At 57.3% G+C, this 20,305-nt stretch carries 15 protein-coding genes; 7 read left to right on the top strand and 8 right to left on the bottom strand.

What is annotated here, in order from left to right:
- Positions 1–5 precede the first annotated feature (5 nt).
- Positions 6–1,382, bottom strand: a complete 1,377-nt coding sequence (xseA, locus tag ACJ8J4_RS19020; protein WP_264383688.1) for an exodeoxyribonuclease VII large subunit — start codon at positions 1,380–1,382, stop codon at positions 6–8.
- 170 nt (positions 1,383–1,552) lie between these two features.
- Between xseA and guaB the strand changes: the two genes are divergently transcribed.
- The 3 genes from guaB (at position 1,553) to ACJ8J4_RS19005 (ending at position 6,769) form a co-directional block, all read left to right on the top strand.
- A complete protein-coding gene (guaB, locus tag ACJ8J4_RS19015; RefSeq protein WP_038629838.1) occupies positions 1,553–3,016 on the top strand; it encodes an IMP dehydrogenase in 1,464 nt (487 codons plus the stop codon).
- 102 nt (positions 3,017–3,118) lie between these two features.
- Positions 3,119–4,696: a glutamine-hydrolyzing GMP synthase gene (guaA, locus tag ACJ8J4_RS19010; protein WP_043138057.1), complete on the top strand. Its 1,578-nt coding sequence runs from the start codon at positions 3,119–3,121 to the stop codon at positions 4,694–4,696.
- Positions 4,697–5,200: 504 nt separating this feature from the next.
- The gene (locus ACJ8J4_RS19005) at positions 5,201–6,769 is read left to right on the top strand and encodes an SIR2 family protein (RefSeq protein ID WP_197819525.1); all 1,569 of its coding nucleotides are present in this window, start codon (positions 5,201–5,203) and stop codon (positions 6,767–6,769) included.
- Positions 6,770–7,507: 738 nt separating this feature from the next.
- Here the strand turns inward: ACJ8J4_RS19005 and ACJ8J4_RS19000 are convergent.
- A complete protein-coding gene (locus ACJ8J4_RS19000; protein WP_127146624.1) occupies positions 7,508–7,870 on the bottom strand; it encodes a winged helix-turn-helix transcriptional regulator in 363 nt (120 codons plus the stop codon).
- 122 nt (positions 7,871–7,992) lie between these two features.
- Here ACJ8J4_RS19000 and ACJ8J4_RS18995 point away from each other — a divergent pair, with 122 nt between their 5' ends.
- Positions 7,993–8,826: an enoyl-CoA hydratase/isomerase family protein gene (locus ACJ8J4_RS18995; protein ID WP_169541290.1), complete on the top strand. Its 834-nt coding sequence runs from the start codon at positions 7,993–7,995 to the stop codon at positions 8,824–8,826.
- A gap of 14 nt (positions 8,827–8,840) precedes the next feature.
- Here ACJ8J4_RS18995 and ACJ8J4_RS18990 read toward each other — a convergent pair whose 3' ends face one another.
- Positions 8,841–10,622: a hybrid sensor histidine kinase/response regulator gene (locus tag ACJ8J4_RS18990; protein ID WP_049209541.1), complete on the bottom strand. Its 1,782-nt coding sequence runs from the start codon at positions 10,620–10,622 to the stop codon at positions 8,841–8,843.
- On the bottom strand, positions 10,619–11,251 hold the full coding sequence (locus ACJ8J4_RS18985) for a response regulator transcription factor (protein ID WP_043138047.1): 633 nt from the start codon (positions 11,249–11,251) through the stop codon (positions 10,619–10,621). Before ACJ8J4_RS18985 ends, ACJ8J4_RS18990 begins: the two co-directional genes overlap by 4 nt.
- 175 nt (positions 11,252–11,426) lie before the next feature.
- On the opposite strand from ACJ8J4_RS18985, the gene ACJ8J4_RS18980 reads away from it, so the two are divergent.
- Together ACJ8J4_RS18980 and ACJ8J4_RS18975 are read left to right on the top strand one after the other, a co-directional pair.
- A complete protein-coding gene (locus ACJ8J4_RS18980) occupies positions 11,427–11,741 on the top strand; it encodes a hypothetical protein (protein WP_025303891.1) in 315 nt (104 codons plus the stop codon).
- 195 nt (positions 11,742–11,936) lie between these two features.
- Positions 11,937–14,969, top strand: a complete 3,033-nt coding sequence (locus tag ACJ8J4_RS18975; protein WP_049209540.1) for an autotransporter outer membrane beta-barrel domain-containing protein — start codon at positions 11,937–11,939, stop codon at positions 14,967–14,969.
- A gap of 142 nt (positions 14,970–15,111) precedes the next feature.
- On the opposite strand, the gene rluF is transcribed toward ACJ8J4_RS18975, so the two are convergent.
- The gene (gene rluF, locus ACJ8J4_RS18970; protein WP_264383687.1) at positions 15,112–15,981 is read right to left on the bottom strand and encodes a 23S rRNA pseudouridine(2604) synthase RluF; all 870 of its coding nucleotides are present in this window, start codon (positions 15,979–15,981) and stop codon (positions 15,112–15,114) included.
- A gap of 105 nt (positions 15,982–16,086) precedes the next feature.
- A complete protein-coding gene (locus ACJ8J4_RS18965) occupies positions 16,087–16,527 on the bottom strand; it encodes a winged helix-turn-helix transcriptional regulator (RefSeq protein WP_025303888.1) in 441 nt (146 codons plus the stop codon).
- 95 nt (positions 16,528–16,622) lie between these two features.
- On the opposite strand from ACJ8J4_RS18965, the gene ACJ8J4_RS18960 reads away from it, so the two are divergent.
- A complete protein-coding gene (locus ACJ8J4_RS18960; RefSeq protein ID WP_264383686.1) occupies positions 16,623–17,846 on the top strand; it encodes an MFS transporter in 1,224 nt (407 codons plus the stop codon).
- Here the strand turns inward: ACJ8J4_RS18960 and ACJ8J4_RS18955 are convergent.
- Together ACJ8J4_RS18955 and ACJ8J4_RS18950 are read right to left on the bottom strand one after the other, a co-directional pair.
- Positions 17,843–18,268 (bottom strand): GNAT family N-acetyltransferase, encoded by a 426-nt coding sequence (locus tag ACJ8J4_RS18955; RefSeq protein WP_043138029.1) that lies wholly within the window; start codon positions 18,266–18,268, stop codon positions 17,843–17,845. The genes ACJ8J4_RS18960 and ACJ8J4_RS18955 overlap by 4 nt on opposite strands.
- 70 nt (positions 18,269–18,338) lie before the next feature.
- Positions 18,339–20,303 (bottom strand): FUSC family protein, encoded by a 1,965-nt coding sequence (locus tag ACJ8J4_RS18950; protein ID WP_264383685.1) that lies wholly within the window; start codon positions 20,301–20,303, stop codon positions 18,339–18,341.
- Positions 20,304–20,305: the final 2 nt, after the last annotated feature.

Raw genomic sequence — 20,305 nt, 5'->3', positions numbered from 1 at the left:
GGGGGTTACTCGGCCGCGCGCTTCTTGCGCGGCTTTTTGGCGACGGTGATGGTTTTCACCTCGCTTTCCACCCAGCCATCCTGCAGGCGGGTTTTCAGCAGTTCGCCGACCTGCGCCTGCTTGGTGGTTTTTAGCAGTTCGCCGCGCGGAGTTTGCGTCACGCTGTAGCCGCGCGCCAGCGTCGCCAGCGGGCTGACGGTCTCCAGCTGGCTGCACGCCACGCCGAAACGCTGGCGGTAGGCGTTGAGCTGGCGCTCCATCGCCTGCTGCAGACGGTATTCCTGCTGCTGCACGCGCTGTTGGTAGCGGTGAATGCGGCCCTGCGGCTGCACCTGCGCCAGCCGCTGCTGGACGCGTTCGCTGCGGCGGGCGGCCAGGCGCAGCTGCTGCTGCATGCCGTCTTCCATTCGGCGCTGCAGCTTGAACAGCAGCGTCTGCTGGCGCGCCAGGCGCAGATGCGGATGCTGCTGCTGTAAACGGTGGTGAATGCGGGTGAACTGCTGCTGGCGCTGCGCCAGATAGTAATCCATCGCCATCTCCAGCCGCTGCTGCTGCGACTGCAGCTGGCGCAACAGCTCAAGCTGATTGCGGCTGACCAGTTCGGCGGCGGCGGAAGGGGTCGGCGCGCGCAGATCGGCGACGAAGTCGGCGATGGTGACGTCGATTTCATGGCCGACGGCGCTGACGATCGGAATGCGGCTGGCGAAGATCGCCCGCGCCACGCGTTCGTCGTTGAAGCTCCACAGATCTTCCAGCGAACCGCCGCCGCGGCCGACGATCAGCACGTCGCATTCATCGCGGCGGTTGGCGGTCTCGATGGCGCGCACGATTTGCATCGGCGCTTCCGCGCCCTGCACCGAGGTGGGGTAGATGACGATCGGCAGCGATGGATCGCGCCGCTGCAACACCTGCAGGATATCGTGCAGCGCCGCGCCGCTGGCGGAGGTGATCACCCCGACGCGTTTGGCCGGGGCGGGCAGCGGCTGCTTGAACTGCTGATCGAACAGCCCTTCGGCGCTCAGGCGCTGTTTCAGCTGCTCGAACTGTTGCTGCAGCAGGCCGTCGCCGGCGGGCTGCATGCTCTCGGCGATCAGCTGGTAGTCGCCGCGCGGTTCATACAGCGTGATGCTGGCGCGCACCAAGACCTGCTGGCCGTTTTGCGGCCGGAAGGTGACGCGGCGGTTGCTGTTGCGGAACATCGCGCAGCGCACCTGGGCGCGGTCGTCTTTCAGCGTGAAATACCAGTGGCCGGAGGCGGGCTGGGAGAGGTTGGAGATCTCGGCGGAGAGCCAAATCTGCCCCATTTCCCTTTCCAGCAGTTGGCGAACCGTCTGATTGAGGCGGCTTACGGTAAAAATGGAAGGCGAAACAGGTAGCGACATGTGACCCAGATCAAATTTCAAAACAATCACTTAATTGGTCGATACTACATGGCTGAAAAAGGTAATCAAGACTTTTTGTAAGAAAGTGCTGGAGGCAACCGATTCCGCTCTGTATAATGCCGCGGCAATATTTTATCTTTTTCACAGCCCACCCTGGTGAGATATTGCCCATGCTACGTATCGCTAAAGAAGCTCTGACGTTTGACGACGTCCTCCTGGTTCCAGCCCACTCCACGGTTCTGCCTAACACCGCAGAGCTCGGCACTCAACTGACCAAAACCATCCGCCTGAACATCCCTATGCTGTCCGCAGCCATGGATACCGTGACCGAATCCGGCCTGGCCATCGCGCTGGCGCAGGAAGGCGGCCTGGGCTTCATCCACAAAAACATGTCCATCGAGCGCCAGGCTGAAGAAGTCAGCCGCGTGAAGAAGCATGAAAGCGGCGTAGTTACCGACCCGCAGACCGTTACCCCGTCCACCACGCTGCAGGAAGTGAAAGAGCTAACCGCGCGCAACGGCTTCGCCGGTTACCCGGTCGTTACCGAAGACAACGAGCTGGTCGGCATCATCACCGGCCGTGACGTGCGCTTCGTGACCGATCTGTCTCAGCCGGTGACTGCGGTGATGACGCCGAAAGATCGCCTGGTCACCGTGAAAGAAGGTGAAGCGCGCGACGTGGTGCTGCAGAAGATGCACGAAAAGCGCGTAGAAAAAGCGCTGGTGGTGGACGACAGCTTCCACCTGCTGGGCATGATCACCGTTAAAGACTTCCAGAAAGCGGAACGTAAGCCGAACGCCTGTAAAGACGAGCACGGCCGTCTGCGCGTGGGCGCGGCGGTCGGCGCCGGCGCCGGCAACGAAGAGCGCGTTGACGCGCTGGTGGCGGCAGGCGTTGACGTCCTGCTGATCGACTCCTCGCACGGCCACTCCGAAGGCGTGTTGCAGCGCATCCGCGAAACTCGCGCCAAATACCCGGATCTGCAGATCGTCGGCGGCAACGTCGCGACCGCAGCGGGCGCCAAAGCGCTGGCTGAAGCCGGCGTGAGCGCGGTGAAAGTGGGTATCGGCCCTGGCTCCATCTGCACCACCCGCATCGTGACCGGCGTGGGCGTACCGCAGATCACCGCCATCGCCGACGCGGTGGAAGCGCTGGAAGGCACCGGCATTCCGGTTATCGCCGACGGCGGCATCCGCTTCTCCGGCGACATCGCCAAAGCGATCGCCGCGGGCGCATCCTGCGTGATGGTCGGCTCCATGCTGGCGGGCACCGAAGAATCCCCGGGCGAAATCGAGCTGTATCAGGGCCGTTCGTTCAAATCTTACCGCGGCATGGGCTCGCTGGGCGCGATGTCCAAAGGCTCTTCCGACCGTTACTTCCAGACCGATAACGCCGCCGACAAACTGGTGCCGGAAGGTATCGAAGGCCGCGTCGCCTATAAAGGCATGCTGAAAGCCATCGTGCACCAGCAGATGGGCGGCCTGCGCTCCTGCATGGGCCTGACCGGCTGCGCCACCATCGACGATCTGCGCACCAAGGCGGAGTTCGTGCGCATCAGCGGCGCCGGCATTCAGGAAAGCCACGTGCACGACGTGACCATCACCAAAGAGTCGCCGAACTACCGCATGGGCTGATGCCTTAACCTCTCCTGAGTGAGAGGCCGGGGTGGGGCGCCAAGCCCCATCCCGAAATACACATTTTCGCTCTTTTTCTCTTGTTGCTGGAATTCGCCTCACATGACACAAAATATCCATAAGCATCGCATCCTGATACTGGACTTCGGTTCGCAATACACTCAACTGGTCGCCCGCCGCGTGCGCGAAATCGGCGTTTACTGCGAACTGTGGGCCTGGGACGTTAGCGAAGCGCAGATCCGCGAATTCAACCCAAGCGGCATCATCCTGTCCGGCGGCCCGGAAAGCACCACCGAAGCCGGCAGCCCGCGCGCCCCTGACTACGTGTTCAACGCCGGCGTGCCGGTGCTGGGCGTGTGCTACGGCATGCAGACCATGGCGATGCAGCTGGGTGGCCATGTGCAGGGTTCCAACGAACGCGAGTTCGGCTACGCGCAGGTGGAAATCGTCAAAGAGAGCGCGCTGCTGCGCGACATCGAAGACGCTATCAGCCCGGCCGGCAAACCGCTGCTGGACGTGTGGATGAGCCACGGCGACAAAGTGACCGCGATCCCGTCCGACTTCGTGACCATCGCCAGCACCGATACCTGCCCGTTCGCTATTATGGCCAACGAAGAAAAACGCTTCTACGGCGTGCAGTTCCACCCGGAAGTGACCCACACCCGCCAGGGCCAGCGCATGCTGGAGCGCTTCGTACTGGACATCTGCCAGTGTGAAGCCCTGTGGACGCCAGCCACCATCATCGAAGATGCGGTCGAGCGCATCCGCGAGCAGGTGGGTGAAGACCACGTGATCCTCGGCCTGTCCGGCGGCGTCGACTCCTCCGTGACCGCGATGCTGCTGCACCGCGCCATCGGCAAACGCCTGACCTGCGTGTTCGTCGACAACGGCCTGCTGCGCCTGAACGAAGCCAAGCAGGTGATGGAAATGTTCGGCGACCACTTCGGCCTGAACATCGTGCACGTTGAGGCGGAAAACCGCTTCCTGACCGCACTGGCGGGCGTGGACGAGCCGGAAGCCAAGCGTAAAATCATCGGCCGTGTGTTCGTTGAAGTGTTCGACGAAGAAGCCTGCAAGCAAGAGCAGGTGAAATGGCTGGCACAGGGCACCATCTACCCGGACGTGATCGAATCCGCCGCTTCCGCCACCGGCAAAGCGCACGTGATCAAATCGCACCACAACGTGGGCGGCCTGCCGAAAGAGATGAAGCTGGGCCTGGTCGAGCCGCTGAAAGAGCTGTTCAAAGACGAAGTGCGCAAGATCGGCCTGGAGCTGGGCCTGCCGTACGACATGCTGTTCCGTCACCCGTTCCCGGGCCCGGGTCTGGGCGTGCGCGTGCTGGGCGAAGTGAAGAAAGAGTACTGCGATCTGCTGCGCCGCGCCGATGCCATCTTCATCGAAGAGCTGCACAAAGCCGACCTGTACAACAAAGTCAGCCAGGCGTTCACCGTGTTCCTGCCGGTGCGTTCGGTCGGCGTGATGGGCGACGGCCGCAAATACGACTGGGTGGTCTCCCTGCGTGCGGTAGAAACCATCGACTTCATGACCGCGCACTGGGCGCACCTGCCGTATGACTTCCTCGGCCGCGTCTCCAACCGCATCATCAACGAAGTGGACGGCATCTCCCGCGTGGTGTACGACATCAGCGGCAAGCCGCCGGCGACGATTGAGTGGGAGTGATTTGGTGCCTGGCGTAGGCTGGTACTGAATAACAAAAAGTATACTTAAGCCCGCGTTGATGCGGGCTTTTTACTTAAGACTATCTTGCTAAAATTGCAATAATGATAAAGATGGGCTGTATGCTAGATGCTATTAACCTACTCTGATTTGAGCTGATCTTATATCGAAAAGAGTGATTTTTGCTCTACCAGTAACAGCATCGCGTTAATTTTGGGAGCTACGAATATAGATTACTATTGGAACCAGTCGCCACAATGAATGCAGAGCCCTAATATTGGGGATTGCAGGATGCTGCTCCGTGCGCGCACCCTATATTATATAGTGATTTCGTGCACATTTACGTGATATATAACCATAAATATCATTAGCATAATAATTATAAAACTTTGTTATCAAATTTTTGAACGCATCGCATAGAATTTAGTTGCTACTTGGGTTATTAGTATATAACTAGGATGAAAAGTTTATCATCCTAGATAGCACAGCATATCGATGGGGTTAAAAATGAATAATGAAGAACTCAAAGAATCACTAATAGCTATATTTAAGGATCGTAGCTCAGGCCCATTCCTCTTTATCGGTTCAGGTTTTTCTCGTCGGTATCTTGGCTTGCCTGATTGGAAAACACTTCTAGAAAAATTTTGCGTAACGGGTAAACCATTTGAGTATTATCTCTCTACTGGTGACGGGACATACCCAACTGCAGCGCGGTTGATTGCTGAGGACTTTAACAATGAATGGTGGTCGGATGCACGTTACACTGCTAGTCGTGAGAAGCATAGCAAGCGTGTTACCGATAAAACGTCTGCTTTGAGATTTGAAATCTGCGATTTTTTAACTAGTGCAATTAATATTCCACTTCATGAAAGTAAGTACTTTAATGAGATAGTGCTATTATCAAATTTAAATGTTGATGGTGTGATAACTACGAATTGGGACTGTTTTCTAGAACAACTATTTCCTGACTACAAGGTATATACAGGCCAAAACGAACTATTGTTCTCCAACCCACAATCAATTGCTGAGATTTATAAAATTCATGGGAGTGCTCATAAACCACGAACGTTAATAATGACAGATAATGATTATCAGGAGTTTAATCAGAAAAACCCATATTTAGCCTCGAAGTTAATAACAATATTTGTTGAGCATCCTGTGATTTTTATTGGGTATTCATTATCTGATAAAAATATCAGTGATTTATTAAGTTCAATATCTATTTGTATTGGTCGAGAAAATATAGAGCAACTAAGAAATAACTTGATATTTGTTGAGCGAGAGGAAGGCTTATTGGAGTGTTCAATATCAGAAACATATACAACTATTGAGCGGGTACAGATTCCGATTACTCTTATTAGAGCTGATGACTTTACTCCGATATATGAAGCTATATCTGAAAATAAAAGAAAAATACCTGCGCGTATATTACGTTATTGTAAGGAGCAACTTTATAACTTAGTTCAATCTAATGAGCCGGAGAAGAAAATTTATGTTGTAGATATTGACGAAGTGGAGAAACATGAGGATGTTGAATTTGTCGTTGGGGTAGGTGTAGCAGCTGCAAGGAAGAGAGAAGAGGAAGTTGGTTTAGTGGGATATACACAGATTAGTAACTTGGATTTATTTGAAGATCTACTCTTAGACAATAAAGAGTATGATGCTAATAGTGTTATCACTAGTGTAATTCCAGTTGCTGGCAAGCGTTCTCCTAATATTCCTGTTTTTAAATACCTGAATAGGCTAGGGATTAAAAATCGTGATGAGTATCTAAGCTCTCATTTGGAATTAGATAAGTGGGTTTCCAGAATAGACAAAAATTATCAATGCACTGGCTATTTAAGGTATTTTGTTAAAAAATTTAAAGATAAAGATACAAAATATATTATAGAGCATAATACACCAGAGTCTGCAGCGATTTATCTTCCTTTTTTATGGGATAAATTAGAACTTGATATTACAAGTGATTTTTTGATTAAAAACATTGAAAAACTTAATCCTGAAAACTCTAGTTATGCGACTTACTTTAAAAAACTCGCCTGCCTGTATGATAGATTACGGAATGGTTGGGTTTAGATACGTAAGCTTTTAAAGGCTAACGCTGGTTAAGTTGTACCAGCGTATTAACTGTAACAGAGTTATCTGTAATATTAAAAATTAAATCCCTTGTTGATATTTATAAAACTCTGTGCTGCAACTTTACTCGCGGGCAATAAGATATCTAAATGTGCATGTGCTATTAACTAGCTATCATTTAAAAATAATTAATGTTTGCGATGCGCTGTAATTTTTAGTTACTCATGCGAATAATTATTTGATTGATTATAAATCAAAATAATTTAATTTGCTTGGTGGTTAACAGTGTTTTGTAATTCATGACATATATATTCATTTTTTTTAATATTTTAATAAATCCTTGCTATGGTGTTTCCCTTGGTTATAAATTCATTTTGAATTATTAATCAGGAGGTTAAAGTGCAAGTTTATAGGGATGTTAATCATGATTCAGGTATCCGAGGTTATGATGTAGGGGATACATATATAACTGTATGGTTCGACGGTACTACTAGACCTTATACCTATAGTTACGCGAGTGCCGGTGCAGAAAATGTAGAGACGATGAAGAAGCTAGCCGAAAAGGGTGATGGGCTTAATGCTTTCATCAACAAGTTCGTTAAATTTAAGTATGTTCGGTAATGTTTTTGTTCAGTATGTATTTTTTCGATGACCGTTTCGGTGGCCATCTAATTAATGTTCTGAATTTTTTGAGTTAAATTACTTCTGAATTAATTTTCTGTTTTTATGGATATTACATCACTCGTCCTGCTCATCATACTTGCGTTGGCACTCCTGAATCGCCTCAATATTCCCCAGCGTCCAGTCGAACAGTATCGAGAACGGCCCCTGCAGGGATTTGCCGAGCGGCGTCAGCGAATACTCAACGCCAAGCACCCGCCCGTCCAACACTTTGCGATGCACCATGCCGTTGCGTTCCAGTTTGCGCAGGGTCTGGGTCAGCACGCGTTGCGTGACGCCATCCAAACGGCGCTTGATGGCGTTGAAGCGCTGCGGCTCGCGCAGCACTTCCAGCACCATCATGGACCATTTATCGGCAATCTGATCGAGCACGATGCGGCTTGGGCAGTCGGCGCGGTAAACAAGGTCGGTCGTATCCATCGGTATCCTCCTGCATCCCTGGGATGCTTAAGGTGCGTAATTGACGCCAGGTATGCAAAGTATACCATTCGGCACAGGGCGCGAAAAACCCGCACTTGTACCCCAGGTAAAAGGACATTGAGATGACAGATACAGATTTCAGCAAGCTCAGGCTGTCTCATGCGCACGGCGTGATGACCATCGCTATCGATAACCCACCGGTAAACGTACTTGATGTGGCGCTGATGTCGGAAATCAGCCGTTTATTGCTCGCGGTGCGCGACGATCCGGATACGCGGGTGTTGGTGTTCCAGAGCGCGAACCCAGCGTTCTTTATTGCTCATGTCGACATGACCTTGATCGATGAGCCGCACGCTTTCGACGAACTGGCGAGCAATGCGCCGGAGGGGCTAAATCCGTTCCAGGCGTTTGGCGAACTGCTGCGCAGCCAGCCGCAGGTCACTCTCGTTAAGTTGGCTGGGCTGGCGCGCGGCGGCGGCGCCGAGTTTGTGGCGGCGGCCGATATGGCTTTCGCGGCACGGGAAGCGGCGGGGCTGGCCCAGTGCGAGGCCTTGATGGGCATTACGCCCGGCGGCGGTGCGACGCAGTATCTGACGAGCCGAATGACGCGCGGCCGCGCTCTGGAAGTGATCCTGGGCGCCGATCTGATCGATGCCGCTACCGCAGAACGCTACGGCTGGATTAACCGCGCCTTGCCTGCCGCCGAGCTGGATGATTTCGTCGATCGGTTAGCGCGCAATATCGCGGCATTGCCTGCGGGCGTGATTGCGGCGGCCAAGCAGGCGATGCCAGCGCCGGATCTGCAGGCCGGTTTTTATCGCGAGCACGACGCTTGGGCGGGATTGTTCGCACGCCCGGCCGCGGAGCGGTTGATCCGCGGTGGGCTGAAAGCCGGTGCGCAAACCCCGGAGGGGGAGCGCAACCTTGAAGGCCTGCTGCGGCATCTTGCCCGCTAAGGCACCGCCTCGCGCTAGCCGGCCCCCCACTGCGTCAGCAGCGCATGCAGCCTGGCCGGCTCCAGCGGCTTGCGCAGCACCAGATAGCCTTCCTGCTCGGCCTCTTGCAATATCTGTGAGTTGAACTCGCCGCTGACCATGGCGCCGCTCACGTCCGGCAGGCGTTCGAACAGCGCTTTCAGGATGTCGAAACCGCTCTCGCCGGAACGCAGGCGCTGATCGCACAGCACAGCGAACGGCGTAAAACCGTCCTCGACAATGGCGAAGGCTTCCTCGGCGGAAGCCGCGCAGCGCACGGTGATACCCCAGGTGCTCATCAGGCTCTCCCAGGCGGAGGTCACCAAGGGATCGTCGTCCACCACCAGGCAGGCGCCGCGCAGCGGTGCATAGCGGGTAGGCGTGGCGGTGTTGTCGTAGGCGGCCGCGGTTTCCGGTGCTTTGTCTTCGCCGATATATTGCGTGAAGCGCATCCAGAAACGCGATCCTTTGCCTTCGACGGAGTGCATGCCGTACTTCACCTTCATCAGCTTGGCGCAGCGCGCCACCACCGCCAGCCCCAGCCCGTGGCCGGCGCTGTCGATTTTCCACGCCAGTTCAGGGCGGTAGTAAGGGGAGAAGATTTTGCTTTTCTCTTCGTCGGCGATGCCCACGCCGGTGTCCCACACTTCCACCAGGCACTCGGGGCCGCGTGGGCGGATGGCGATCAGCACGCCGCCCTGTTGCGTATAGCGCAGGGCGTTTTGGATCAGGTTGATCAGCGATTGCCGCACCAGCAGCGGATCGCCCATCACGCTGATACGCCGTCTAGGCCGCCAGGTGCGCAGCGCCAGGGCGCGGCTGTTGGCCTCTTCGCGGAACAGGGTGACTACCGAGTCGAGCAGGGCGCCGATATCCACATGGGTGGCGGCGGTGCGCACGTTGCCGGATTCGATCTTGCTGAGATCGAGCAGTGAATTGAACATCAAATGCACCGAACGCACGCTTTGTTGCAGATCCAGCAGCTGCGGCGTCAGGCTGTCGTCCCGGTTTTTGTGGATGATGGCTTCGATCAGAAAACCCATGGCGTGCACCGGCTGGCGCAGATCGTGGCTGGCGGTGGTCAGGAACTGGTTCTTGTCCAGTAGCGCCTGTTCCGCCTCCTCTTTAGCCTGGCGGAACTGCTCCGCCAGGCGCGAGCTTTGTTCTTCGAGCAGCGCCTGCTGAATAAAGAACGCATGCGAGGTTAATGCGTGGCGGTAAATGGCGAAGCCGTACAGCAAGTTCAGCATCAGTACGATGAACATCACGTCTTCCAGCCGCCAGATGATGCCGAGGTTCAGCAGCCCCCAGGAGGCGAAGAAAAAGCGGGTAAAGGTGCTGATGACGGGCGTCAGGTGCGTTGCGTTGGCGGCGACGATCGCAGCGATGCTGATATTGAGCAGCAGAAAAAAGTCAAAGTTATGGGTCTGTGGGGTAATTAAATAGAGTGATGAGATCCCCAACCCGTGAATAAACGCCACCTTATTAATGCGCGGCAGCCAGCGGCGCAGCACGGTGTCTTCATCATTTTCTTTGGCCTCATGCAGGTAGCGACGATGTCCTATTCGGATCGCCACGGCGCATAGCAGGTAAACGATGATCCAGGTAATGGTTGGGCCGAGTTCATCACCCAGCAAATAAATCCAGATGGCGAACGGAATGCCGACAAAGGGCACGGCGGTGAAGCTGAACACCAGCCGCATGAAGGTGTTGTCCAGCAGGCGGATCTGTGCGCGTGGGGAGATGCCATCATTTTGTAAATGCTGGAAAAACCTCATGACGACGGATCCCGTTTGCCGTGCAACAGCGTGATGGCTTCCACTCGGCTGTTGACGCCGATCTTTTTCAATATATTGCTGATATGCTCTTTGACGGTCGGCTCGGAAATAGACAGTTGTGTCGCAATTCTTTTATTTGGCAGGCCGCGCAGCATCATAGTTAATACGTCTAATTGCCTCGGCGTTAAATTGAATTTATTTAAATGGTCATGGTTGTTTTTAATGGCGGCTTCATTGCCTTCCGGGAACCATTCCTGATTGTTATTCAGCGCAAAAACCGCCCTGGCGAATAATTCTGGCGGTTCATTTTTTAACACGAACCCATGCCCGCCGGCATTGTGCACTTTCTGCCAGATATTGTTATTCTCGTCGCCGCTGACCACCAAAATCCGCACCTGCGGATAACGTTGTTTTACTTCTTTGAGTAATTTCAACGCCGTACCGGAAGAGAGCCAAAAATCAATCACCAGTAAACGCGGTGGGCCATTTTCCCTAATATGGCGGTAGCAATTCTCTTCATTGGTCACCACATGCGCCTGTTTGAATCGGCAATGCGTGCTGAGAAAATTGGCAATGCCGCTTGCTACCAATGGATGGTCATCAACGACCAACGCATAATCCTGCCCCAAAGGATTCTCCTTTCGCCTTCAAATATCAGATAGGTCTGATGAATTATTATCAACCCTCCCTACTTTAGGAGGGTTTTTTCGTTTAGGAAAGGGAAATATATTATTCGAGGATTTGGATAAGAGAAAACATAAAGCTAATCGGTAATTTTAACTGATTGGTTATAAAGGATAATTTATGAAGAAACCACTTATCGCTTTAACCGTTACGATGATGATAGCCGGTTGTTCCACCCTGAAAACCGATCAGGCCATTCCATTACTGCAGGCGGAAACCGCCAAAATGCTGGGCCTGGGCTCATCGGACGAAATTACCGTGACCAATGTCAATGGCGCACAGCCAGATGCGCTGGGCGGCCAAAAACTTTCTTATCGCGCCACCACGGAAAAAGGCCGTATTTTTGATTGCTCGTCGCTGATGATGCCGGGAATTTTAGGTTCGTCGCCGTCGCTGAGCGCGCCGACCTGTACGCCGGTGGTCACGCATAAATAATTCGCTTCGGGGGCGGTATTGCCGCTTCCTGGTTTTCCATCGTCGGAGCGTCAGCGCCGGGGGGCAATAAGCTTTTGCTTCGACGATCACTAAACCGGCGTGCGCGAAATAACGCCTCACACCTCCTCTAGTGTATTGAGTTTTCCTATAACAATAAATTTCGCGACATCACGCTAACGAGTACGGAGATAGCCCGTGAATGACAAGACATCGCACCCTTTAGCGGTTAGTACACCGCTTTCCAAACTTTACCTCGCTCTATTTTCTGCGCCGCTGTTGATGCTGGCGCCCGCCGATATCGCTCGCGCAGACGATGCCATTTTTGACGGCGACTCAAAAATTACCGAATCATTGGCCTACACCGGGGACGTTTACGTCGGCCGCAATCAAAGCGGCAATCTGCTGATCGAGAATGGCAAGATCAGCGCCTATAACATCAATATTGGCCGGATGTTCAACGGCCAAATTCATGAGAGCGTAGTCACGGTCCGTGGGCCGAACGCCGAGCTGAACGCGGTGAACGATCAGTTCGTGCTGCGTGGCGGCCTGAATCTGGGGCGGGGCACCTTGCGGGTTGAAGACGGTGCGCTGGCCAGCGCGAAAGAGATCGTGGTCGGCACCACCCGTGGCTATGACAGCCACCTTATCGCCACCGGCGCCGGTTCTCGCGTCACCAGCAATTTTCTCAGCGTCGGCACCGATTTAGGGGCACGATCCACGCTGGCGATTGAAGACGGCGCGGTGCTGAATACCGCCTTTGACGCAAGCATCGGCAATGGCAGCGGGCCGGGCGAGAGCGATATGCTGAGCCCGAAAGCCACGGTCACGGGGGCTAATTCCCAATGGAACGTCGGCCGTGCGCTCACGCTTTACGGCGATCTGGACGTGCTGAACGGCGGCGCGGTCAACGTCGGTAATATTCAGGTGGCGGGCGTCTCCGGCGCGCGTAAAACCGCCGAGCTGACGATCGCCGGCAGCGGCTCACGGTTTACCAGCGGCAGCAGCGTCAACGTCGGCGATTACGGCAATGGCGTGTTGGCGGTCATGGACGGCGGGACATTCTCCGCCGGCGGCAACGAAGTGGTGCTGGGCAAGACCGGTTCCGGTTCTAACCGCGGCGCGCTGATTATCGGCAGCCGCGGCAACATGGATACCGGCACCGGGTTGACCGAGCCGACGCTCGGCGCGGCGGGCGCTGCTGGCACTATCGATGCCCAGACGGCGATCGCCCTGCGGGGCGGATTGTTCCGCAGCTATGTGTACTTTAACCATACCGACGGCAATTACGTCTTCAGCAACAAGATGAGCGGCGAAGGCGAGGTGATCAACACCGCCGGGCACACGACGCTGAACGGCGATCTCACTGGCCTGCAGGCAAACGTCACCGCGCGCGGCGGTAAGCTCATCATCGCCAGCGACATCAATACCCAGAAAGAAGACGACATTTTCGAGATCCAAACCCTCAGCGCCGAAAACGGCGGCACGCTGATCCTCAATGCGACGGCGGGTTCCGACGTCAATAACGGGCAGGGCTACAGCAGCGCCGCGTCGATTAAGGCCGGCGGCACGCTGGGCGGCAACGGCACGCTGGGCCAGACCGAGATCCTGTCCGGCGGCCATATCTCGCCCGGCGACGGCAATATCGGCACGCTGACGCTGAAACGCTACCTGAACTTTATCGGCGAATCCTTCTATGACGTCGATATCGCCGGCGACGGCCGCAGCGATCAACTGCTGGTGGCGGGCAAAACCACCATCAGCGATCAGGCCAAGGTGCAGGTTACGGCGCTGGATCCGCAAACCAGCTATAAAACCGGCCAAAGCTACCGCATTCTGACCTCGGACGGCGGCATTGACGGCCAGTTCGCGTCGGCGGTTTCCAAGTCCGCCTTCCTCGATGTGGCGTTGAACCACAGCGCCAACGCCGTGGATCTGACCATCGCGCAGAAAGACACGGGCGGTGAAAACCCTGGCGGCGAGAACCCGGGTGGGGAAAACCCAGGCGGTGAGAATCCAGGGGGCGAGAATCCGGGCGGGGAAAACCCAGGGGGAGAGAATCCAGGCGGTGAAAATCCGGGGGGCGAGAATCCAGGCAGCGGCAAACCGGGCATTTTCCAAACGGTGGCCGAGAGCGGCAACCAGTGGAATACCGCTGGCGCGCTCTCGACGCTGGCGCAGAGCGGCCCTTCGCTGGCGCTGTATAACTCGCTGCTGCTGCTGAGCGCGCCGGAAGCGCGCGAGGCGTTCAATCAGCTGTCCGGTGAAGTCTATCCGTCGATGCAGTCTAACCTGATCGCCGGCAGCACCCAGCTGTTCAACGTGCTGAACCAGCGCATGCTGCGCCTGTTCGACAATGACAGCCTGCCGATACCGCCGTTGGCGATGTCGCTGGTGCAACCGGCGCAGGCGCAAAACAGCGGCGTTTGGGGGCAAACCTTCAGTTCCTGGGGCAAAAACAGCGGCAACGGCAACGTGGGCAAGCTGGATGGCAACACCACTGGCTTCCTGTTGGGCGCGGATCGCAAGCTGGCGGACCATAACGTGCGCATCGGCGGCTACTTTGGTTACAGCCGCGGCGACTACGACGTCGACAGCCGCCGTTCCAAGGCCGATACCGACAACTACCACCTCGGCCTGTATGCGGCCGGGCAGCAGGATGCGTTCTCGCTGCGCGGCGCGCTGGGTTACACCTGGCACAAGATTGAAGGCAAGCGCAACGTCGATTTCAGCGGCTTCTCGGATCGGCTGAAGTCGGATTATGACGCGAACTCGCTGCTGGCGTTCACCGAAGCGGGTTACCGTTTCGGCCAGCCGGAGATGAACGTCGAACCGTTCATCAACCTGAGCTACATCCGCCTGCATACCGACAGCTTCCAGGAGTCGGGTGGCGCGGCGGCGCTGAGCGTGCGCAATGAAACGATGAACACCTTCTACTCTACGCTCGGGGTGCGCGGCGTGACCGAACTGCCGAAGAACGTCAGCCTTTACGGCTCGCTCGGCTGGCAGCACGCCTACGGCGATAAGAACACTTCATCGCGCATGGCGTTTGCCGGCAGCGACGCGTTCGTCACGCAGGGCCAGGCCGTGGATGACAACGTGATGGTGGGCGATGTCGGTGTGAGCGTGAAACTGTCGCACGCCGCGACGCTGGATGTCGGCTATCAGGGGCAATTTGGCGCCGATACTCGCGTTAATTCGGTCAACGCCAACCTGCGCTGGTCGTTCTGATTTTTTCCTCCAGACTTCTCTGGTACTTGCAGGCCCGCTTGATGCGGGCCTTTTTTATGGTGAGAACGCAGTGGCGGCCTGTGGCTGACTTTTATGATGAAAAAGCCCGCGCAAAGGCGGGCTGAGCGAGGGAGAAAGGGCGTTAACGCCCTTTTTTCTTGCGCCCTGGCTGGGCAAAGCGCTTGCGGCCGGCTGGCGCAGCGGCTTTGTCGGCGCCTTTCGGCCCGCCGGCGTTCGGTTTTTTCGCCGGGGCAGATTTGGCCGGGGCTTTCTTCGTCGGTTTAGCCTCGGACGAAGAGCCTTCAATCAGCTTGAACAGCTCAATCAGCTCGTCATCGGTCAGATCGCGCCACTCGCCCAGCGGCAACCCTTTCAGGCTGACGTTCATGATGCGCGTGCGTTCCAGCTTGGTGACCTCGTAGCCGAAGTGTTCGCACATGCGGCGGATCTGGCGGTTCAGCCCCTGCACCAGCGTGATGCGGAACACGAACGGCGCCTCTTTCTTCACCTTGCACTTTTTGGTCACGGTGCCCAGCATCGGCACGCCGGCGCCCATGCCGCGAATAAACTCGTCGGTCACGGGTTTGTTGACCGTCACCAGATACTCTTTCTCGTGATTGTTACCGGCGCGCAGGATCTTGTTGACCAGGTCACCGTGGTTGGTCAGAAAGATCAGCCCCTGCGAATCCTTGTCCAAGCGGCCGATCGGGAAGATGCGCTTGCTGTGGTTGACGAAGTCGGTGATGTTGTCGCGCTCGCCGTCTTCGGTGGTGGTGACGATGCCGACCGGTTTGTTCAGCGCGATCAGCACCAGATCTTCTTCATTGCGCGGTTCGATCAGCTGACCGTTAACCTTTACCACATCGCCGGCAAATACCTGGGCGCCAACGGTGGCGCGTTTACCGTTGATGAAAACGTTGCCCTGTTCGATGTATCGATCGGCGTCGCGGCGTGAGCAGATACCGCTCTCGCTAATGTATTTGTTCAAACGAATGGATGAGTTAGTCAGCATGGGATCTCCGTAAAACGCGGACTATACATTACCCGCAGGGGATTGCGGAAGCTGTTCGATAATAGATGCAATAGCGCAAGGTGATGCAGGCCTTATTGAGACGCTTCATACCTTCACCACCCGGGTATTCAGCGGGGTGAGCGTCTGCCCGGCGCTGCCGATCGGCGTCAGGCGCGGGACGGGGCGACCGCTGTCGCTTTCCACCAGCGTTGAGTGCGCCTCTCCCTCGGCGAACAAATGATCTTCCCCCCACTGGCGCAGGCCGACGATCACCGGAAACAGCGCGCGGCCTTTCTCGGTCAGCACATATTCCTGATAGGCGCTGCCGTCCGCGGCGGGCACGATCTCCAGCACGCCGTGCGTCACCAGGGCGCGCAGCCGGGTGGCAAGGATATTCTTCGCCATCCCCAGCCCTTTTTGAAATTCGCTAAAGCGGGTGACGCCGTCGAAGGCGTCGCGCACGATCAGCAGCGACCACCAGTCGCCAATCACATCCAGCGTGCGCGCCACCGGGCACGGCGCGTCTTCCAGGCTTTTACGTTTCACGGCGTTTATCTCCAGCTGCACATTCTGGTTGCATTATAAAACCTCTGCACCTAAAGTTCATTGGGTTTAATAATGAAACCAGATTGAGGTGTGTAATGAGCGACAAACTGCTGGATCCCCCCTGTGCGGCGCTAGGGCGCCTGCCGGCCACCCTGGTGCTGCTGCTGGCTGCCGCCAGCGCCTTCAGCGTGGCCAACGTTTATTATGCGCAGCCGTTGCTGGACGCCATCGCCCGTGATTTTTCCATCAGCCTGGCGGCGGTTGGCATGGTGATCACCGTGACTCAGTTGGGCTGCGCGCTGGCGTTGCTGTTGGTGGTGCCGCTGGGGGATCGGTTGAACCGGCATCGGTTGCTGGCGGGACAACAGCTGGGGCTGATCGGCGCGCTGCTATTGGTGGGCTGGGCGCACAGCGCGCCCTGGCTGCTGGTAGGGATGTTGCTGGTAGGCTTATTGGGCACCGCCATGACGCAGGGGCTGATCGCTTACGCCGCAGCCCTGGCGGCGCCGCAGGAGCGCGGGCGGGTGGTTGGTGCGGCGCAGGGCGGAGTGGTGCTGGGATTGCTGCTGGCGCGCACTCTGTCCGGCGTGCTGGCGGACGTTGGCGGTTGGCGCACGGTGTATTTCTTCTCTGCCGGAGTGACGCTGGTATTGCTGCCGATCCTGTCGCGGCTGCTGCCTGCGCCGCACACCGCTCCCAGCACGCTGAGTTATCCCGCGCTGCTGCGTTCGATGCTGAGCCTGTTGCTGCATGACCGCACGCTGCAAATTCGCGGCATGCTGGCGCTGCTGATGTTCGGCGCTTTCAGCCTCTTTTGGAGTTCGCTGGTGTTGCCGCTGAGCCAGGCGCCGTTCAACTTCAGCCATGCCGCGGTGGGGGCGTTCGGCCTGGTCGGCGCGGTGGGCGCACTGGCGGCGGTGCGCGCCGGGCATCTGGCGGATCGCGGGCTGGGGCAGGCGGCCAGCGGCGTGTGTCTGCTGCTGTTGACGCTGGCCTGGCTGCCGCTTGGTTTGCTCGGCAGCGGCCTGGTTTGGCTGGTGGCGGGCATCGTGCTGCTGGATCTGGCGGGCCAGGCGATCCACGTGCTGAACCAGAGCATGATCTTCAGCGCGCACCCGCAGTCGCACAGCAGGCTGGTGGGCTGCTATATGCTGTTTTACGCCGTCGGCAGCGGTCTGGGCGCCTTTGCCGGCACCCATATGTACGCCTGGGCGGGCTGGAGCGGCGTCTGCTGGCTGGGGGCGGGCGTCAGCCTGAGCGCGCTGCTGTTTTGGCGGCTGACGCTGCGCGGCATGCCGGATGCGGCGGGTAAGGGCTAGCGGGCCGGCGAATGCATCAGGTAATAATCTTCTTCGCCGTCGTTACCGGTAGAGATGATGCGCCAACCGTGTTTGCGGTAGAACGCCAGCGCATTTTCATTCTTCACCAGGCATTTCAGCGAGCCGGTGGCGGTGAAGGTGGCTTGCGCTGCCTGCAGTAGCGCACTGCCGACGCCGCGCGGCGGCTGATGGGGATCGACATACAGGTTATGAATGAAGTTATCTTCGCGGTAGACGGAGACGAATCCCAGCAGCGTGCCGCCGTCTTCCGCCACCCAAATCGCTTCGCCCAGCGTCGCGCCGTCGAAATCTTCCAACTGATAGTTTGAGGTATCGCGCCAGCCGAACGCCGCCTTGCGCGACGCCAGGTACAGCGTGCGCAGGAAGGGGCGATCGGTCTCTTGGTAGGGTCTTATCTGCATGGCATCTCCCGGTGGTTTGTGCTCACTATAGCGCATTGCACCGGGCGTGCACGGCCACAAACGGAAAATGCTAGGCGTCGCCCCAGGCGGGCAGGCGATTGAGCTCGTCGCTCAACTCCTGAGCCAGGTGGCGCACGGTGTCGGCATGCAGGGCGGCCAGCGGTGGATGAAAGTCGGGCGTCCGCAGCGCTTGCGGCGCGCTGGCAAGCTGCGCCGCATACTCGGCGAGAACGCGCCCGCCCTGGCGTTGCACCTCGATCAGCGCCTGGCGTTCGTGCACGGACAGCGCCGCGCCGCCGCCTGCCAGATAGGTGTTGAGCTTTTCGCTGGTCAGCAACAGGCTGCGCGTCTGGTTAAAGATCAGTTGGATGTGCCGGGTGAAGCTTTCATGGTTATCATCTGCCAACTGCCAGGTAGGCTCCAGCGTCACCCGGGCCACCACCGCTTCGCAGCCCTCGATCTTTTGCCAGATGCCGATGGCGTTTGTGTTCTCGCCGCCGAGGAAGCGCGCCAGTTCCCGCAGCACGTTGGCAACCTGCTGCCGCAGCGACTCTCCTTCGTATTCCGGCCACAGCGTGGCGTGAATGAAAGTGGCGAACCCTACCCCCAGCACGATGCCGATCAGGCGATCGCGGATCTCGGTCAGCTCGGTGACCGGGCCAAAGCTTTCCAGCAGCGCCAGGGAAAAGGTGAACAGGATCTGTACCCCTGCATAGCTTATCTTCTCGGAGCCGGCGGCGATCCAGGCGGAGAGGGCGATCACCGGCAGCGTCAGCAGCAGTAAGCCGACGAGGCTGTCGAGGTGAGGCATGATCCACACCACCGAGATCAGCGCCAGCAGGCTGCCGATCGCCGCGCCGCCGAGACGCAGCCGCGCCCGCCGCTGTGTGGCGCCAAGGCTGGGCTGGGCCACGATCAGGCAGCTCAGCATGATGGTATGAATGCCGGGCCAATCGACGGCGGTATAAAACACGTAGGCGACCAGCACGGTCAGCAGCGTTTTCAACGAAAACTGGATGTAAACCGGGTTGGTCAGGGCATCGGGGGTAAAGAAGGGCACTTTTGGCGGTGGCGCGGCCTGCAGGGCGTCGGCGTAGTCGCTGCGGTTGGTGTAGACCTGCAGGAGGCCGGCCATTTCATTGAGCGGCGCCGGCACCTGCGGATCGTCGCTGCCGGCGATCGCGACGGAAAATCGCAGCGCGCTGTCGTGGCTGATCGCGGTTTGCAGCGCGCGGCAGGCGGCGTCTATCTCTTGCGCCAATTGACGCGCGGCCGCGCCGAAAGCCGGCGGCAGCTGATAGGCCAGAATATTCAGCTGCAACACCAGGGTGATCAGCGCCAGATAACCGGGCTCGCTGGCGCGGCAGCGATCGCTGCGCATCACCGAAAAGCGCAGCAGCTTATGCAGCTCGGTGGCGTGCTGCGAGATGGCGCTCAGATCGCGCGTCTCGCCGCCATTGGCCAACATAGCGCGGGTTTCGTCCAACACCGCGTTCATCCGGCCCTTTAGCTGCTTCAGCGGTTCGGCCGGCAGCAGCAGGGTATTGACGATCAGGGTGAGCAGGATGGCGTAATTGATCGCCACCCATACCCACAGCACCAGCCGTATCACCACTTCCGCCTGCGGAGTGAGATCGACAAAGCTTTGCGTGTAGATCACCACCAGCGCCATCAGGAAGAACAGTACCCCAACCTTGGTCACCCGCATCAGGAACACGCTGAGGAAAAACAGCGCGCTGGAGAGCAGGATGCGCAGCATCGGGTAGTCGTAGGTGAACTTCAGTACCAGGATAGCGGCGCCGATCGCCAGCGTGGAGCTGACGAAAAACAGGATGCCGATCGTGCGGGTGATAACGATATTGGACTGCGTGATAAAGAAGACAGCGATCAGCGACAGCGCCAGCCACGGCACCTGCAGCGTCTGCGAGATCACGATGGCGATCGCGCTGGAGAGCAGAGCACGGATCATCAGGTTGATGCGGCTGTCCGAAGGGCGCAGCTCGTCGATCAACGGGGACAGCCAGCCGCGAGACATCG

Source organism: Serratia sp. CY47280 (assembly GCF_052168655.1).
In the GTDB taxonomy this organism is placed as follows: domain Bacteria; phylum Pseudomonadota; class Gammaproteobacteria; order Enterobacterales; family Enterobacteriaceae; genus Serratia; species Serratia bockelmannii.
The sequence above is the reverse complement of the archived record's forward strand: the minus strand, read 5'-3'. Positions and strand labels throughout refer to the sequence as shown.

Excerpts from the sequence above, each read along its gene's own strand:
- xseA (WP_264383688.1), bottom strand. The coding sequence starts at position 1,382 with ATGTCGCTACCTGTTTCGCCTTCCATTTTTACCGTAAGCCGCCTCAAT.
- ACJ8J4_RS18960 (WP_264383686.1), top strand. The coding sequence starts at position 16,623 with ATGAGCGACAAACTGCTGGATCCCCCCTGTGCGGCGCTAGGGCGCCTG.
- rluF (WP_264383687.1), bottom strand. The coding sequence starts at position 15,981 with ATGCTGACTAACTCATCCATTCGTTTGAACAAATACATTAGCGAGAGC.
- ACJ8J4_RS18980 (WP_025303891.1), top strand. The coding sequence starts at position 11,427 with ATGAAGAAACCACTTATCGCTTTAACCGTTACGATGATGATAGCCGGT.
- ACJ8J4_RS18990 (WP_049209541.1), bottom strand. The coding sequence starts at position 10,622 with ATGAGGTTTTTCCAGCATTTACAAAATGATGGCATCTCCCCACGCGCA.
- ACJ8J4_RS18995 (WP_169541290.1), top strand. The coding sequence starts at position 7,993 with ATGACAGATACAGATTTCAGCAAGCTCAGGCTGTCTCATGCGCACGGC.
- guaB (WP_038629838.1), top strand. The coding sequence starts at position 1,553 with ATGCTACGTATCGCTAAAGAAGCTCTGACGTTTGACGACGTCCTCCTG.
- ACJ8J4_RS18955 (WP_043138029.1), bottom strand. The coding sequence starts at position 18,268 with ATGCAGATAAGACCCTACCAAGAGACCGATCGCCCCTTCCTGCGCACG.
- ACJ8J4_RS18950 (WP_264383685.1), bottom strand. The coding sequence starts at position 20,303 with ATGTCTCGCGGCTGGCTGTCCCCGTTGATCGACGAGCTGCGCCCTTCG.
- ACJ8J4_RS19005 (WP_197819525.1), top strand. The coding sequence starts at position 5,201 with ATGAATAATGAAGAACTCAAAGAATCACTAATAGCTATATTTAAGGAT.
- ACJ8J4_RS19000 (WP_127146624.1), bottom strand. The coding sequence starts at position 7,870 with ATGGATACGACCGACCTTGTTTACCGCGCCGACTGCCCAAGCCGCATC.
- guaA (WP_043138057.1), top strand. The coding sequence starts at position 3,119 with ATGACACAAAATATCCATAAGCATCGCATCCTGATACTGGACTTCGGT.